This window comes from Micromonospora rhizosphaerae (genome assembly GCF_900091465.1).
Taxonomy (GTDB): domain Bacteria; phylum Actinomycetota; class Actinomycetes; order Mycobacteriales; family Micromonosporaceae; genus Micromonospora; species Micromonospora rhizosphaerae.
The window spans coordinates 6266358-6281436 of the sequence record NZ_FMHV01000002.1; the positions used below are offsets into that span (position 1 = coordinate 6266358).

12 protein-coding genes are annotated in these 15079 nt (G+C 74.9%); 8 read left to right on the forward strand and 4 right to left on the reverse strand.

What is annotated here, in order from left to right:
- Nucleotides 1-3 precede the first annotated feature (3 nt).
- The 4 genes from GA0070624_RS29485 to GA0070624_RS29500 all read left to right on the forward strand — a co-directional run bounded on the left by GA0070624_RS29485 (nucleotide 4) and on the right by GA0070624_RS29500 (nucleotide 5143).
- A complete protein-coding gene (locus GA0070624_RS29485; RefSeq protein WP_091346298.1) occupies nucleotides 4-1695 on the forward strand; it encodes a sensor histidine kinase in 1692 nt (563 codons plus the stop codon).
- Nucleotides 1696-1702: 7 nt separating this feature from the next.
- The gene (locus tag GA0070624_RS29490; protein ID WP_007072219.1) at nucleotides 1703-2371 is read left to right on the forward strand and encodes a response regulator transcription factor; all 669 of its coding nucleotides are present in this window, start codon (nucleotides 1703-1705) and stop codon (nucleotides 2369-2371) included.
- A 206-nt stretch (nucleotides 2372-2577) separates the two neighbouring features.
- Nucleotides 2578-3390: an SAM-dependent methyltransferase gene (locus GA0070624_RS29495; protein WP_091346301.1), complete on the forward strand. Its 813-nt coding sequence runs from the start codon at nucleotides 2578-2580 to the stop codon at nucleotides 3388-3390.
- Nucleotides 3391-3475: 85 nt separating this feature from the next.
- Nucleotides 3476-5143: a putative bifunctional diguanylate cyclase/phosphodiesterase gene (locus GA0070624_RS29500; RefSeq protein WP_176732066.1), complete on the forward strand. Its 1668-nt coding sequence runs from the start codon at nucleotides 3476-3478 to the stop codon at nucleotides 5141-5143.
- Between the two features lie 352 nt (nucleotides 5144-5495).
- On the opposite strand, the gene GA0070624_RS29505 is transcribed toward GA0070624_RS29500, so the two are convergent.
- The 4 genes from GA0070624_RS29505 to GA0070624_RS29520 all read right to left on the reverse strand — a co-directional run bounded on the left by GA0070624_RS29505 (nucleotide 5496) and on the right by GA0070624_RS29520 (nucleotide 9765).
- The gene (locus GA0070624_RS29505) at nucleotides 5496-6620 is read right to left on the reverse strand and encodes a glycosyltransferase family 4 protein (RefSeq protein WP_091346303.1); all 1125 of its coding nucleotides are present in this window, start codon (nucleotides 6618-6620) and stop codon (nucleotides 5496-5498) included.
- Nucleotides 6621-7877, reverse strand: a complete 1257-nt coding sequence (locus GA0070624_RS29510; RefSeq protein WP_091350083.1) for a M48 family metallopeptidase — start codon at nucleotides 7875-7877, stop codon at nucleotides 6621-6623.
- A gap of 109 nt (nucleotides 7878-7986) precedes the next feature.
- On the reverse strand, nucleotides 7987-8202 hold the full coding sequence (locus GA0070624_RS29515) for a hypothetical protein (RefSeq protein WP_091350086.1): 216 nt from the start codon (nucleotides 8200-8202) through the stop codon (nucleotides 7987-7989).
- A 141-nt stretch (nucleotides 8203-8343) separates the two neighbouring features.
- Nucleotides 8344-9765, reverse strand: a complete 1422-nt coding sequence (locus GA0070624_RS29520; protein WP_091346305.1) for an NYN domain-containing protein — start codon at nucleotides 9763-9765, stop codon at nucleotides 8344-8346.
- 128 nt (nucleotides 9766-9893) lie between these two features.
- Between GA0070624_RS29520 and GA0070624_RS29525 the strand changes: the two genes are divergently transcribed.
- From GA0070624_RS29525 to GA0070624_RS29540, 4 genes are all read left to right on the forward strand, one after another.
- Entirely contained in the window at nucleotides 9894-11651 is a 1758-nt protein-coding gene (locus tag GA0070624_RS29525) for a DEDD exonuclease domain-containing protein (protein WP_091346307.1), read from the forward strand.
- 128 nt (nucleotides 11652-11779) lie between these two features.
- On the forward strand, nucleotides 11780-13570 hold the full coding sequence (locus GA0070624_RS29530) for a RelA/SpoT family protein (RefSeq protein WP_091346308.1): 1791 nt from the start codon (nucleotides 11780-11782) through the stop codon (nucleotides 13568-13570).
- A 29-nt stretch (nucleotides 13571-13599) separates the two neighbouring features.
- Nucleotides 13600-14139, forward strand: a complete 540-nt coding sequence (locus GA0070624_RS29535; RefSeq protein WP_091346310.1) for an NUDIX hydrolase — start codon at nucleotides 13600-13602, stop codon at nucleotides 14137-14139.
- Nucleotides 14136-15020, forward strand: coding sequence for a nucleotidyltransferase family protein (locus tag GA0070624_RS29540; protein WP_091346312.1), 885 nt, complete (start codon nucleotides 14136-14138; stop codon nucleotides 15018-15020). The genes GA0070624_RS29535 and GA0070624_RS29540 overlap by 4 nt, the downstream gene beginning before the upstream one ends.
- Nucleotides 15021-15079: the final 59 nt, after the last annotated feature.

Below are 15079 nucleotides of genomic sequence, written 5' to 3' on the forward strand. Positions count from 1 at the left end.
CACGTGCCCGCCTCCACACCCAGCCAGCCCCCGACCCAACCCCTCGCCGCGGCCGCGCGCGTGGTGCTGCTCGCGCTGGTCGCCGTCCTGACCGTTTTCGCCACCCGCGACGTCCCCCAGCTCTGGTGGATCGCCCTGCTGGGCGTCGCCGGGCTGCCCGCCGTGCTCGCCCCGCAGCACCGGGTGCTCGGGCTGCTCAGCCGGTTCGCCGAGGTGGTGGTCCTCGGGCTGGCGGCCAGCCAGGTGGCCGCGGACACCCACCTCACCGGGGTGACGGGCGGGCTGGGCGCCTCGGCGGTGCTGCCGTACCTGGCCGTGCCGGTGACCGTGACGGCGCTGCGCCGCCGGTTCCGGGAGGGCGCCGCGCTGCTCGCGGTCACCGCGGCCACCCTGCTGATGAGCGCGGCGTTCACCGAGGTCGACGGCGGTCGGCAGCTCGTCCAGCCCGGCTACCTCGCGGTCTGCGCGAAGTGGCTGATCCTGGCCGGTCTCGGCCTGTACACCGCCAGCACGCTGCACCGGGTGATGCGGGTCCGCGGCGAGGGCAAGCCCCAGCCGTACGCGGAGGCCACCCGCCTGCTGACCCAGCTGCGCACGGTCGCCCGGCAGCTGCCCGGCGCCACCCTCGACCCGGGCGGCATCTCCGAGCATCTGCTGGAGGAGCTGCGGGTGGTGGCGAAGACCGACCGCGGCGCGGTGCTCTCCGCCAGCGGCGCCGGCCGGCTGGTGGTGCTCGCCCAGATCGGGGTGGAGCGGGTCGACTGGGAGACCACGCTGGACGCCGACTCGGCGATCGCCGACGCCTGGGCCAGCCAGCAGGCGCAGACCTCGTCCCGCTCGCAGGCCCGGTCGCACCGGGGCGGCGAAGTCTCCGCGCTGATCGTGCCGCTGGTCGCCGGCGTCCGGACGGTCGGCCTGGTGGTGCTGGAGGCGGACACTCCGCACGCCTACCCGCCGCCGGTGATGTCCCGGGTGACCGCGCTGACCGGGCCGGCGGCGCTGCGGCTGGAGGCCGCGCTCCTCTTCGACGAGGTCCGCTCGCTGGCCACCAACGAGGAGCGGCAGCGGCTGGCTCGGGAGATCCACGACGGGGTCGCCCAGGAGCTGGTGATGGTCGGCTACGGCATCGACAACGCCCTGGCCACCGTGCACGACGACAGCGAGGAGACCGCCGAGTCGCTGCGCACGCTACGCGGCGAGGTGACCCGGGTGATCACCGAGCTGCGGCTGAGCCTGTTCGAGCTGCGCAGCGAGGTGGACCGGCACGGGGGCCTGGCCGCCGCCATCGCCGAGTACGCGCGCACCGTCGGCGCCTCCGGCGGGCTGCGGGTGCACCTGTCCCTGGACGAGTCCACCGCCCGGCTCCCGGCCGCCACCGAGGCCGAGCTGCTGCGCATCGCCCAGGAGGCGGTCACCAATGCGCGCAAGCACGCCGGGGCGTCTAATCTGTGGGTCACCTGTGCGGTGGACCCCCCGTACGCCCAGATTGAAGTGTCGGATGATGGTCACGGCATCGGTGACCAGCGCTCCGACGGCCACTACGGGCTTGCGATCATGGCCGAGAGGGCGGAACGTATCCGGGGCCGGTTGGAGATCAGGCCGCGGCGACCCAGCGGCACGACCGTGGCGGTGGTACTCGGCTCCTCGCCCCGGCGCGATAAGGTGCGCGGCAGCGCAGCAGCAGAAGGGGAGTAACCCGAGGATGACCACAAGTCCGACGCCGGCCACCCGCACCAAGGTCCTCCTTGTGGACGATCACGACCTGATCCGCAAGGGGCTGCGGCACGCGTTCGAGCGGGACCGGCAGTTCGAGGTCGTCGGTGAGGCCGCGACGGCGGCGGAGGGCGTACGCCAGGCCGGTGCCCTCCAGCCGGACGTGGTGATCATGGACCTGCGGCTGCCCGACGGCAGTGGCCTGGAGGCCACCCGTGCGCTCCGCAAGTCCAGCGCGTCGATGGGCATCGTCGTGCTCACCATGTACGCCGGCGACGACCAGCTCTTCGGGGCCCTGGAGGCGGGGGCGAGCGCCTTCGTTCCGAAGACCGCCCCGGCCGACGAGGTGGTGGCCGCCGCCCGGCACGCCGCCTCCTCCCCCAGCGCCTTCACCGCGGCGGACCTCGCCGAGGCGATGAAGCGTCGGCTGGCGCCGTCCGGCCCGCAGCTCTCCCCCCGCGAGGGGCAGGTGCTGCGGCTGCTCGCCGACGGGATGAGCGTGGCGGGCATCGCCAAGCAGCTCTTCGTCAGCGAGTCGACCGCCAAGACGCACATCTCCAAGCTGTACGAGAAGCTGGGCGCCGCCAACCGCGCCCAGGCGCTGATGACCGCGCTGCGGCTCGGCCTGCTCGAGGCGCCGGACGCCCCCAAGTTCTGAGGCGGTCCCGACCGCCTACCCGGAGCGGCCCGCGCCCGTCCACGGGACGCGGGCCGCTGCGGCGTCCCGGGCGGCTCCGGCCGCGTACGGTGCGGAGCCGACCCGCAGCGACGGTGGTCTTTGCACTGTGACAGTGGGCGGGCAGAATACCCGGTGACCCGCGCGGGCGACGACCCCACGCGCTGTTGACAAAAAGGGGCGAGGGCATGCAGCGGCCGGACTGGGCACCCGACACGATCGACATCGAGCGCCCCAGCGTGGCCCGCATGTACGACTACTACCTCGGCGGCTCGCACAACTTCGCGGCCGACCGGGCGGCGGCCCGGGCGATGATCGACGCGGTGCCGGAGGCACCGCTGATGGCGCAGGCCAACCGGGCGTTCCTCCGCCGGGCGGTGCAGTTCCTGGCCGACGCCGGGGTGCGCCAGTTCCTCGACATCGGCTCCGGCATCCCGACGGTCGGCAACGTGCACGAGATCGCCCAGCGGATCGACCCCGGGTCCAGGGTGGTCTACGTCGACGTCGATCCGGTGGCGGTGGCGCACAGCCGGGAGATCCTCGGCGGCAACGACCGGGCCACGGTGATCCAGGAGGACCTGCGCCGGCCCGAGGCGATCCTGAGCCATCCGGAGGTCACCAAGCTGCTGGACTTCACCCAGCCGGTCGCCGTGATGATCGTGGCGGTGCTGCACTTCATCCCCGACGCGGACCGGCCGGCGGAGATCCTGCGGGCGCTGCGCCGGGCCCTGGCGCCCGGGAGCTACCTGGTGATGTCGCAGGCCAGCGACGACGGCCGCAGCGAGACGGGTGAGCGGGCGGAGGCGGAGCGGGTCTACCGCCGCACCGACAACCAGCTCTGGATCCGCAGCCGCGCCGAGCTGGCCGCGCTCTTCGACGGCTTCCAGCTGGTCGACCCGGGGGTGGTCTGGGTGCCGCAGTGGCGTCCGGAGTCCCCGGAGCAGGCGGAGAACGCCGAGCGGGCGGTCTTCATGGGTGGCGTCGGGCGGCTCGGTGGGTGAGCGGGCCGCCGCGGCGACCCGCTCCCGTCCCGGCACCTTCGCCCGGGCGTGGGCCAAGGCGGTCTCCGGGACGAGCTACCTGCCGATGACGCAGGCCCAGCTCGAAGCCCTGCTGCAGCGGCTCACCGAGCGGCTGGCCGTGGCGCTCCGGGCCGAGCCGTTCGACCTGCGCATCGGCCAGCAGGTCGGCGCGGAGCTGGTGGCGGCGCACATCGCCTCGGCCGAGGGGCTGGGCCGAACCATCGAGGTCATCCAGCTCCGGCTGGTACGTGACCTCGGGCTGGTCGCCGACGACGTCGAGGACCGGATGGCCCGACTGCTGGCGGCCGTGGCCACCGGGTACGCCCGCGCGCTGCGGGACCGGACGCTGGACGAGCAGGAGGCGATCCGCCGAGCCGCCATGACGGCGCGGAACCAGGCCGAACGGGCGCTGCGGGACAGCGAGGCGCGGTTCCGCCACCAGGCCACCCACGACCCGCTGACCGACCTGCCCAACCGCACCCTCTTCACCGAACGGCTCTCCGCCGCGATCACGGAGCCCGGCCGGGGCACCGACCGGCTCGGAGTGTGCATGCTCGACCTGGACCGGTTCAAGGTGGTCAACGACTCCCTCGGCCACCAGATCGGCGACTCGCTGCTGGTGTGCGTGGCGCAGCGGCTGCGCCGGGCCGCCGGCGAGCACCTGGTGGCCCGGCTCGGCGGGGACGAGTTCGTCATCCTGGTCGAGCGGACCGGTTGCACCGACGACGTGGTCAAGGTCGCCGAGGCGGCGCTGGCGGCGGTGAGCGAGCCGGCCGTCGTGGACGGGCACGAGCTGAGCGTGTCCGCCAGCGCCGGCATCGTCGAGCGTCAGGTCGCGGGCACCTCGCCCGGTGAACTGATGCGGGCCGCGGACAGCACGCTGCACTGGGCCAAGGCGGCCGGCGGGGCCCGATGGTCCCTCTTCGACGCCGACCGCAACCGGCGGGAGCTGGCCCGGTACGCCCTCTCGGCGGCCATTCCAACGGCGCTGGAGCGGGGCGAGTTCTACCTGGACTACCAGCCGCTGGCCTCGCTGCGCGACGGGACGCTGCTCGGCGTGGAGGCGCTGGTCCGGTGGCGGCACCCGGAGTTCGGGGTGCTCCGGCCGGACAGCTTCATCGGGCTGGCCGAGGAGACCGAGCTGATCGTGCGGCTCGGCGGCTGGGTGCTGGCCGAGGCCTGCCGGGAGGCAGAGAGCTGGTCGGCGGGGCACGACGACGCCCCGTTCGTCAGCGTTAACCTGGCGGTCCGCCAGGTGCACCGCCCCGGCCTGGTGCAGGAGGTGCGGGACCTGCTCCGGCAGACCGGCCTGCCCCCCGAACGGCTCCAGCTGGAGATCACCGAGAGCACCCTGATGCGCACCGCCGAGGAGCCGGTACGGGCGCTGCGGGTGCTCGCCGACCTCGGGGTCCGGATCGCCATCGACGACTTCGGCACCGGCTACTGCAACCTGGCGTACCTGCGGGATCTGCCGGTGACCGAGCTGAAGGTGGCCGGTGAGTTCGTGGCCGGGCTGCGCGCCCCGGCGACCGACTCGGCCAGCCGCACCGACGAGCGGATCCTCGCCTCGCTGGTGTCGCTGGCCCACGCCCTGGACCTGACCGTCACCGCCGAGGGCGTGGAGACGGCCGACCAGGCCGAGCGGCTGCGGGCGATCGGCTGCGACGCCGGCCAGGGCTGGCACTTCGGCCGCCCGGCCCCCGCCGACCAGATCCTGGCCCGCCTGTCCTGAGCTGGCCCGCCCCGCGATCCACGCGGCGCGACGGGCACGGCCGGGTCGCCTCGCTCCGCTCCGCGGCGGAGCCAGGCACGGGCTCTGGTCTCCTTTGGAGCTGCCCGCACGGACGGGGCGCCGCCTCGACGGCGTCCGCGACACGTGAATTGGGCGACGGCCCCGATGGGGCGGTAGCGCAGACGGGGCAGCTCCAAGAGGAGCGATGGACAAGTACGCGGCCGGCTGCCCGGTCGGAGCTGGGTGACGGCGACTGCGGCTCGGCCCGGGCGGCGAGCCTCGTGGCGTCGCGCCTCAGCCGTCAAGCCTCGTGGCGTCGCGCCTCAGCCGTCAAGCCTCGTGGCGTCGCGCCTCAGCCGGCGAGCAGGTCCGCCATCCGCTGCGCCTGGGTCTCCCAGCGCCACTCCTTCTCCACCCAGGCCCGGCCCGCCGCGCCGACCTGCCTGGCGAGGTCCCGGTCGGCGAGCAGCGTGGCCACCCGGTCGGCGAGCTGGGCGACGTCCCGGCCTCGGACCACGTAGCCGGTCTCCCCCTCCCGGACCGCGTCCGGCGCCCCGCCGGAGTCGCCGGCCACCACCGGCAGCCCCGTCGCGCTGGCCTCCAGGTAGACGATCCCCAGCCCCTCGACGTCCAGGCCCCGGTTGCGGGTGCGGCACGGCATCGCGTACACGTCGCCGGCCGCGTAGTGCGCCGGCAGCTCGGCCGACGGCACGGAGCCGGTGAAGACCACGTCCCGCTCCACCCCCGTCTGGCGGGCCAGCTTCTCCAGGTACGTCCGGTAGGGGCCCCCGCCGACGATCAGCAGCGCGGCGTCCGGCACCCGACGGCGAATCTGCGGCATCGCCCGGATGAGCATGTCCTGCCCCTTGCGCGGCACCAGGCGGGACACGCAGACCACCACCGGCCGGTCGGTCAGGCCGAGCCGGATCCGCACCGGCTCCCCGTCCACCGACGGGTGGTAGGTGTCCACGTCCACCCCCGGTGCCAACCGGCGCAGCTCGGTCACCCCGTCCAGCACCCGCGCCAGCCGTACCCGGGTGTACTCCCCGAGGTAGGTGGTGACGTCCACGCCCCGGCCGATGCGCCGCAGCGCGGTCCGGGCGCCGGGCAGCGCGGCCCAGCCGACCTCGTGCCCGTGGGTCAGGGCCACCGCGCGCCGGATCCCGGCCCGGCGGCGCAGGCCCGCGGCGAGCAGCCCCAGCGGGGCCGCCGCGCCGAACCAGACCGTGTCGCAGTCGTACGCGCGGGCCAGCCGCGCCGCCCGCCGGGCGATCAGCGGGGTGGGCAGCAGCACCCGGGTGCGCTCCCGGATCACCTCGAAGGGCTGGTCGGCGTCAAACTTGGCGGCCCCCCGCCAGCTCGACGCGTAGACCACCAGCGAGCCGGAGGGCTGGCGCACCGCGAGGTTGTGCACGAAGGACTGGATGCCACCGGGGCGGGGCGGGAAGTCGTTGGTGATCAGCAACGTCCGGCTCATCTACCGATCTCCCCTGACGTAGGCGCGGGCGGCGGCCATCCGCTCCACGGTGGACGGGTGGGACGCCGACCAGAGGCGTTCCCAGCGGGGCGGGTCAGGGTCGGCCAGGTTGACCCCGGCCAGGCGGCGCTGCATCGCCTCGAAGGTTTCCGGATCGCCGGTCAACGCGAGCGCGTGCGCGTCGGCCCGGGCCTCCACCCGCCGGGAGACCAGCGCCTGCACCGGCGTGGCGGCCAGCCCGACGACCGTGATCAGGGCGATCAGCAACGGGAACGCGCGCGGTTCGGCGACGGAGTCGACCCCGGCCAGCCGGAGCAGTGGCGTCCAGGAGCCGATCAGGTAGAGCGCGATCACCGCGGCGGCGGCGCCGAGTGCCCCGGTCAGCGTGCCGACCCAGACGTCCCGGTCCTTGGCGTGGCCGAGCTCGTGCGCCACCACGCTGGTCACCTCGGCCGGGGTGGCCTCGTGCAGCAGGGTGTCGTAGACGACCACCCGCCGGGTCGGTCCCAGCCCGGAGACGTAAGCGTTGACCGCCCGGGTACGCCGGGACGCGTCGGCGACCAGCACGTCCCGCACCGGCACCCCGTCCCGGGCGGCCAGGCTGATCAGCTCCGTGCGCAGCGGGCCCTGCTCCATCGGGGTGAACCGGTTGAAGACCGGCTCCACCAGCACCGGCAGCACGAACGACAGCAGCACCACCAGCCCCGCCGCGCCGGCCGCGCCGAACGCCCACCACCAGCGCGGGGCGAGCCGGACGACGGTGTAGAAGCCGAGCAGGGCGAGCGCGCCGATGACCGCGCTGACCGCGTACGACTTGAGCAGGTCCACCGCCCAACCACCCCAGCCCTGGGTGCTCAGCCCGTACCGGGTGAGCACGGTGTGGCGCCAGGCGGCGAACGGCAGGGTGAGCAGGTCGGCGACGAGCATCACGGCCAACCCGCCGAGCACCGCCTGGGCGGCCCAGTGGCCGCCGAGGGGCCGGCCGACCAGCTCCACCAGGCGGCTGCCGAGCGGGGTCAGCCCGAGGGCGAGGGCCACCAGCAGCCCGACCACCAGCGCGGTGTATCCGGCGGGGCGCAGCGCGGCGTGGAAGGCCCGGCCCCGGGCCACCTGGTCGACCGGGAGGTCCCGCAGCGCGGCGAGCTGGTCGGCGCGCGGCGCCGGAGGGCGGTGCCACGGGATCAGCAGGGCGCTGGCGACGACCAGCGTCACGACCAGCCCGGCCAGGGTCAGCACCGCCCAGCCACGCGGGCTCACCGCCACACCCCGCCGCGCCGTACCCGCCTCATGCCGCCGCTCCTCCCGCCGTGACCGCTCATCCTATTTGCCCGGCACGGGCGCCGCGGCCGGGGTGCCGACGCCGCGGTCAGGCGGCGTGGCGACGGCGGGCGGAGCGTGGCCCGACCGGCGGTGCCGGCGGCAGCACCTCCACCTCGAAGCCGGCCCGGGCGAACACCTCGATCGCCCGGTGCTCGGCGGCGTCGAGGCCGGCCGCCGGCGAGCCGGTGTCGAGCAGCGCGGTCACCAGGCAGCCGGAACAGCCCGCGCCCCGGATCCCGCACCTGTCGCAGTCGATGAGCATGAACGCCTCCTGATGCGTCACGGCGGCGGGCGCGACGCGGTCGTCGTCGCCCGACCACCGTCGGTCACATCGACGCTAGTGCAACGGTGTGACAGAAACGGACAACGAGGTCGCAGCCGCCCCGAATCCGATCAAGAGGCGTCAGGAGCGGGCCAGCCGGCGCAGCAGCGAGTCGGCGCCGAGCGGGTACGCGCCGTGTCGGCGTACCCCGTCGGCGACCTCCCGGTCGGAGGAGACCACGACCACCGGGCGGCCCGGGGGCTCGGCGCGGACCAGCCGGCGGATCAGCTCGTCCGCCGTCTCCCCCTTGTGGGAGAAGAGGACGCGCACCCCGCGCGGGGTCGGCGGCAGCCCGTGCATCCGCTCGGCACCGTCGAAGACCACGGTGACCTCGTCGCCGGTCTGCGCGGCGATCCCGCCCAGCCCGGTGATCAGCCGCTTGCGTTGCTGCTCCAGGGACATCTCGCCGAAGCCGCGCTTGGTCACGTTGTAGCCGTCGACCACCAGATGCGCCTTCGGCAGCGCGAGGAGCTGGTCGAGCCGGGCCGGGTCGTCGGTGTCCCGGGCGCGCGCGGCCGCACCGGCGGGGGTGACCGCCGACCGGTCGGCGAAGGCGTCCGCCACGAAGTCGGCCGGCAGCTTCTCCACCGGGTCGAGCGCCAACTCCCGGCGCAGCCCCACGGCGGCCTGCCCGATCGTCTCCAGCAGCAGCCACAGCTTCGCGTCGTCGACGGAGCGGGCCTCCTTGGCGCTGGCCCGGGCCACCCCGGCCGCCGCCTCCGCCTCAGCCAGCCGGGCCCGGGCCCGGCGCAGCTCGGCCTCGCTGTCGGCGGCCACCCGGGCGGCCCGGCCGCGCTCGGTGGCGAGCAGTTCGTTGGCCCGCCGCTCGCGGGCCTGGGTCTCGCGCAGCGTACGGCTCAGCTGCCGGGTCTCCTCGCGCAGCTGGCCCAGCTCCTCCCGGACCCGGGCCAGCTCGTCGCGGAGCTTCTCCGCCTCGACCCGGGCCACCGCCCGGTCGTGCTCCGCCCTGGTGGCCCGCTGCTCGGCCTCGCGGACCAGCTCGGCCACCACCGCGCTGTCCGCCTCGGCCCGCACCGCGGCGCCGCTGGCCTCGATCAGCTCCCGCCAGCCGCGCGGCCGGGCCAGGTAGGCCAGCGCGGCCACCTCGACCGGGTCGGCGGCGGCCGGGGCGGTCCCCTCGACGACGGCCCCGCCGAGGTCGCCGGCATCGGCCAGCACCCGCGCGGTGACCCGCTGCCGGAACAGCGGGTCGGCGGTGAGCTGGGCGGCGATCGCCGGGGCGCCGAGCCGGGCGCGCCGGTTGGGGGCGAACTTGGCCACCCGGCGCAGCGGGACCGGCACCTCGTCGGCGGGCAGACCGGGCAGCACCGCGGCGGTCAGCGCCACGATCCGCTGCCGGACCGGCTCGGGCAGCGTGGGCTCCGGCTCGGGCACGGCCGGCTCCTGGGCGGACCGGGGGTCGTCGGCGTCCCCACCGGCGTGCGCGGCGGCCACCGACTCCTCCTCGGGGAGGTGGTCGTCGTACGGCTCGGTGAGGGGCATGTGGCAAGTCTCCCACCGCGTGCGGGCCCACCGCCCGGTGAGTGAGCCGATCTCTCATCGTAGGGCCGGTGGTGACGGCTGGGACCGCTGGGGCGGGAGTGTCGGACCCCGACGCTAGCGTGCCGCGCGTGGCACGAGCGGAGTACGTCCAGGAGGCGCTGGCCGGTCTGGACCCGGCGGCGGGCGCGGGCGTGGACCCCGCGCTGCCGCTGTACGCGACCACCTTCGTGGTGGTCGACCTGGAGACCACCGGCGGCGCACCGGACGGCGGCGGGATCACCGAGATCGGCGCGGTGAAGGTGCGCGGCGGTGAGCAGCTGGGGGTGCTCGCCACCCTGGTCAACCCGGGCGTGCCCATCCCACCGTTCATCACCGTGCTCACTGGCATCACCCAGGCCATGCTGATCCCGGCTCCGCCGATCGAGCAGGTGCTGCCGAGCTTCCTGGAGTTCATCTCCGACGCCGTGCTCGTCGCCCACAACGCCCCCTACGACGTCGGCTTCCTCAAGGCCGCCTGCGCCAAGCACGGCTACCGCTGGCCCAACCCCCGGGTGCTGGACACTGCGGCGCTGGCCCGCCGGGTGCTCACCCGCGACGAGGTGCCCAATCGCAAGCTCGGCACCCTGGCCGCCTACTTCCGCACCGCCACCCAGCCGACCCACCGCGCGCTCGACGACGCCAAGGCGACCGTCGACGTGCTGCACGGGCTGATCGCCCGGCTGGGCGGGCACCGGGTGGAGACCGTGGGCGACGCGATCGAGTTCGCCCGGGCGGTCACCCCCGTCCAGCGCCGCAAGCGGCACCTGGCCGAGGGGCTGCCGAAGGCGCCGGGGGTCTACATCTTCCGGGCCGCCGACGATCGGCCGCTCTACGTCGGCACCTCCGGCGACATCGCCACCCGGGTGCGCAGCTACTTCACGGCTGGGGAGAAGCGGGCCCGGATCTCCGAGATGCTCGCCGCCGCGGAGCGGGTGGAGGCGGTCGAGTGCGCCCACTCGTTGGAGGCGGAGGTCCGCGAGCTGCGCCTGATCGCCGCGCACGCCCCGCCGTACAACCGCCGTTCCAAGTACCCGGAGCGGGTGGTCTGGCTCAAGCTCACCGACGAGACGTACCCCCGGCTGTCGGTGGTGCGCAGCCTCGCCGCCGGCGACCAGGCCTACCTCGGGCCGTTCAGCTCCCGCCGGGCCGCCGAGCTGGCCGCGGCGGGGTTCCACGACGCGGTGCCGCTGCGCCAGTGCACCCACCGGCTCTCGCTGCGCACGGTCATGCCGGCCTGCGCGCTGGCCGAGCTCGGTCGCTGCCCGGCGCCCTGCGAGCACCGGATCACCCCGGAGGAGTACGACCACCGCGCCGCCGCGCCGTTCCGCACCGCGACCACCAGCGACCCGCAGGTGGTGGTGGACGCGCTGCTGACCCGGATCGAGGTGCTCTCCCGCGACCAGCGCTACGAGGAGGCGGCGGTGGTGCGGTCCCGGCTCGCCGCGGTGCTCCGCGCCACGGTCCGGATGCAGCGGCTGGCCGGGCTGACCCGGATCGCCGAGCTGGCCGCCGCCCGGCGGGCCCCGCACGGCGGCTGGGAGCTGGCCCTGGTCCGACACGGCCGGCTGGCCGGCGCCGGGGTCTCGCCGCCCGACGTCCATCCGCGACGGACGCTGGAGACGATCCGGGCGACCGCCGAGACCGTGCTGCCCGGCCACGGCCCGGTCCCCCGGGCCTCCGCCGAGGAGTCCGAGCGCATCCTGTCCTGGTTGGAGCGCCGGGAGACCCGGCTGGTGGAGGCCTCCTCCGGCTGGGCCTCGCCGGTCACCGGCGCGGGCCGGTTCCGCGACCTGTTGACCAAGGCGGAGAACGCCGCGTCCCACCCATTCTCGACCGAACGCTCATGACCATGTGACCGATCGGACTACGTCTACTCCCTTAGGCTGTTAACGGAGTGCAGTCCTGCCCGTTTCGCGGGCCTGCTCCCGATCGCCGGGGAGGGCGACCGAGGGGCCGGGGTGAGGAGGTGTCCCAGGTGGACGTCGACGCCGGACGCGGCGCCGCCCTGGGGGGTGCCCTTCCGACCCACTCCGGCGAGCTGCCGCTGACCCGCCGGTTGCGCTCCCTGCTCACCTGGCCCACCACCGACGCCGACCCGGTCAGCGCGCTGATCCGGACCCACCGGGGGATCCACGCCAGCGCCGACGCCTCCGTGCTGCGCCGGGCCTACACCATCGCGGAGAACATGCACCGCGGCCAGTTCCGCAAGAGCGGCGAGCCGTACATCACCCACCCGCTCGCGGTCGCCCGGATCTGCGCCGAGCTGGGCATGGACTCCACCACCCTGGTCGCCGCGCTGCTGCACGACACCGTGGAGGACACCCGCTACACCCTCCAGGCGCTGGCTGAGGACTTCGGCCGCGAGGTGGCCCACCTGGTCGACGGGGTGACCAAGTTCGACAAGGCGTTCTACGGCAAGGCCGCCGAGGCGGAGACGATCCGCAAGATGATCATTGCGGCCGGCAAGGACGTCCGGGTCCTGATCATCAAGCTGGCCGACCGGCTGCACAACATGCGTACCCTCGGGGTCCGCTCCGCCGCCTCCCAGCAGCGGATCGCCCGGGCCACCCAGGAGGTGCTGGTCCCGCTCTGCGACCGGCTGGGCATCCAGACCCTCAAGCGCGAGCTGGACGACGTGGTGCTGCTGCACCTGCAGCCCGAGGAGCACGCCGGGATCGCCCGGCACGTGCACGACCGGCCGGGCTGGGACGCCTACCTTGACGACGTGGTGGCCGGGACCAAGGTGGCGCTGCGCCGCAGTCGGGTGGACGCCGAGGTCTCCCCCCGGCCCCGGCACCTCTACTCGATCTGGAAGGACACCGTCGCCGGCGGCCACGCCGCTCCGTTCGACCTGCCGCGCATCGCCATCATCGTGGACGGTCCGGCCACCGACTGCTACGCCGCGCTCGGCGCGGTCCACGGGCTCTGGCGCCCGGTCCCCGGCCGGTTCAAGGACTTCATCGCGTCGCCGAAGAACAACCTCTACCGCTCGCTGCACACCAGCGTCTGCGGCCCGCAGGACCACACGGTAGAGGTGCTGATCCGCACCGAGGAGATGCACCGCTCCGCAGAGTACGGCATCGCCGCCCACTACCGCTTCCCGCGGGCCGCCGGTCGGGCGGCCGACCGGGCCGACGAGCTGGCCTGGCTGCGCCGGGTGCTCGACTGGGAGCAGGAGACCGTCGACCCGGCCCAGTTCCTCCAGTCGCTGCGCTGCGACCTGGCCGAGGCGCAGATCCAGGTGGTCGCCGACGGCCGGCAGATCGTCCTCCCGGCCGGCGCCACCCCGGTGGACCTGGCGTACGAGCTGGGCACCGACCGGGGCGACCACTGCCTGGCGGCGCGGATCAACGGGCGGCTGGCACCGCTCTCCTCCGAGCTGGAGGAGGGCGACGTGGTGGAGATCTTCACCGAGTCGGACGCGGAGAGCGGCTTCGAGGCGGAGGTGGCTCCCCGGGGGCCGCGCCGGGAGTGGCTCGGGTTCGTCAAGTCGCCGCACGCCCAGATGCAGATCAGCCGCTGGTTCGCCGACCACACCGAGCCGGGGATCTCGATCGCCGACAAGGTACGCCTCGGCCGGGCCACCATCGGCCTGGCGCTGCGCAAGCACAACCGGGGTCTGGCCAGCGACCTGCCGCTGCTGCGGCTGTCGGAGGAGCTGGGCTACCCCGATCTGGAAACCCTGCTGGTCGCGGTCTTCGACCGAGCCGTCGAGCCGGAGGCCGTGGTCCTGCAGCTCATCGACCTGGTCGACCACCGGCAGTAGGCCAAACCGGCCACCACTAGCCTGGAAGCATGATCCCCCGCTCGCGCGTCACCGGACGGGCCCTGGCGTACCAGGTCTTCTACCGGCTGCCCGTCCCGCTGCGCCGCCGGCTGGTCCGGCTCGCCGTGCCGAAGTACATCGTCGGCGCGGTCACCCTGGTCTGGGACGCCGAGGCCGAGGGGGCGGGCCGGCTGCTGCTGCTGCGCCAGCCGCCCGGATACAGCTGGACGCTCCCGGCCGGGCTGCTGCAACGCGGTGAGGCGCCGGTGGTCGGCGCGGCGCGGGAGTTGTACGAGGAGTCGGGCATCCGGCTCTCCCCCGACCGGCTCCGCCCGGCCGTGCCCAATGCGGTAGTGCACGCCAAGGGCTGGGTGGACGTGGTCTTCGAGGTGGAGGTCCCCGCCTCCACCACCGAACTGGTGGTGGACGGCGCCGAGGTCTTCGAGGCAGCCTGGTACCCGCTGGACGACCTGCCCCGGCTGAGCCGGGCCACCGCCGCCCTGCTCGGCCGCTACGGCATCGGGCCGCAGGCGGAACAGTTCCCGCCGGCCGCCCAGCCGGGAGCGTGACCGCCCCCGCCCCGCCCGACGCCGGCTGGCGGGCGGAGACCGACGTCTGCGCGGTGGTGCTCGCCGCCGGCGAGGGCACCCGGCTGCGGCCGCTGACCGAGCGGCTGCCCAAGGCGCTCTGCCCGGTGGGGAACGTACCCCTGCTCGACGGGGCGCTGGCCCGGCTGGCCGGGCTCGGCCTCGCCGGTCCGGACCGGGTCGCGGTGAACGCCAGCTACCTGGGTGACCAGGTGGTCGCGCACGTCGGGTCGCGGGCGCACCTCTCGGTCGAGCCGGGCGCCCCGCTCGGCACCGCCGGCGGCCTGGGCAACCTGCGGGACTGGATCGCCGGCCGGGGCGTTCTGGTCGGCAACGCGGACGCCTACCTGGCCGACCCGCAGGCCCCGCCCGGGCCGGACATCGCCGCGCTGCTGCATCGTTGGGACGGGCGGACCGTACGCCTGCTGGGTCAACCGGCCGACGACCCGCGGGAGCCCGGCACCTTCGACGGCCACCGCTTCGTCGGTTTCTCGCTGCTCCCCTGGCGGCTGGTCCGCGACCTCCCGGCGGCCTTCGGCGACCTGGTCCGGGCGGTCTGGCGGCCGGCGGAGGCGGCCGGGGCGCTGGAGGTGGTGACCTACGGCGGCACCTTCTACGACACCGGGACCCCGGCCGACTACCTCGCCGCCAACCTGCACGCGGCCGGTGACGGCAGCCTGGTCGACCCGACCGCCACGGTGACCGGTCCGGTACGACGGGCGGTGGTAGGCGCGGGGGCGGTCGTCCGTGGCGAGGTCACCCGGGCGGTGGTCTGGCCCGACGCGGCGGTCCAGGCCGACGAGCGCCTCACCGACGCGATCCGGGCCGGCACGGACCTGACAGTCGCCGCGGCCCGGCGGTAGCCGGATCGACGAGCCGGGGACGGCGGGGCGGCGGGAACCTCTAGCATGGGCGACGACGT

Coding starts and splice junctions, on each gene's coding strand:
- GA0070624_RS29535 (WP_091346310.1), top strand. CDS start 13,600: ATGATCCCCCGCTCGCGCGTCACCGGACGGGCCCTGGCGTACCAGGTC.
- GA0070624_RS29500 (WP_176732066.1), top strand. CDS start 3,476: ATGACGCAGGCCCAGCTCGAAGCCCTGCTGCAGCGGCTCACCGAGCGG.
- GA0070624_RS29490 (WP_007072219.1), top strand. CDS start 1,703: ATGACCACAAGTCCGACGCCGGCCACCCGCACCAAGGTCCTCCTTGTG.
- GA0070624_RS29515 (WP_091350086.1), bottom strand. CDS start 8,202: ATGCTCATCGACTGCGACAGGTGCGGGATCCGGGGCGCGGGCTGTTCC.
- GA0070624_RS29520 (WP_091346305.1), bottom strand. CDS start 9,765: ATGCCCCTCACCGAGCCGTACGACGACCACCTCCCCGAGGAGGAGTCG.
- GA0070624_RS29495 (WP_091346301.1), top strand. CDS start 2,578: ATGCAGCGGCCGGACTGGGCACCCGACACGATCGACATCGAGCGCCCC.
- GA0070624_RS29505 (WP_091346303.1), bottom strand. CDS start 6,620: ATGAGCCGGACGTTGCTGATCACCAACGACTTCCCGCCCCGCCCCGGT.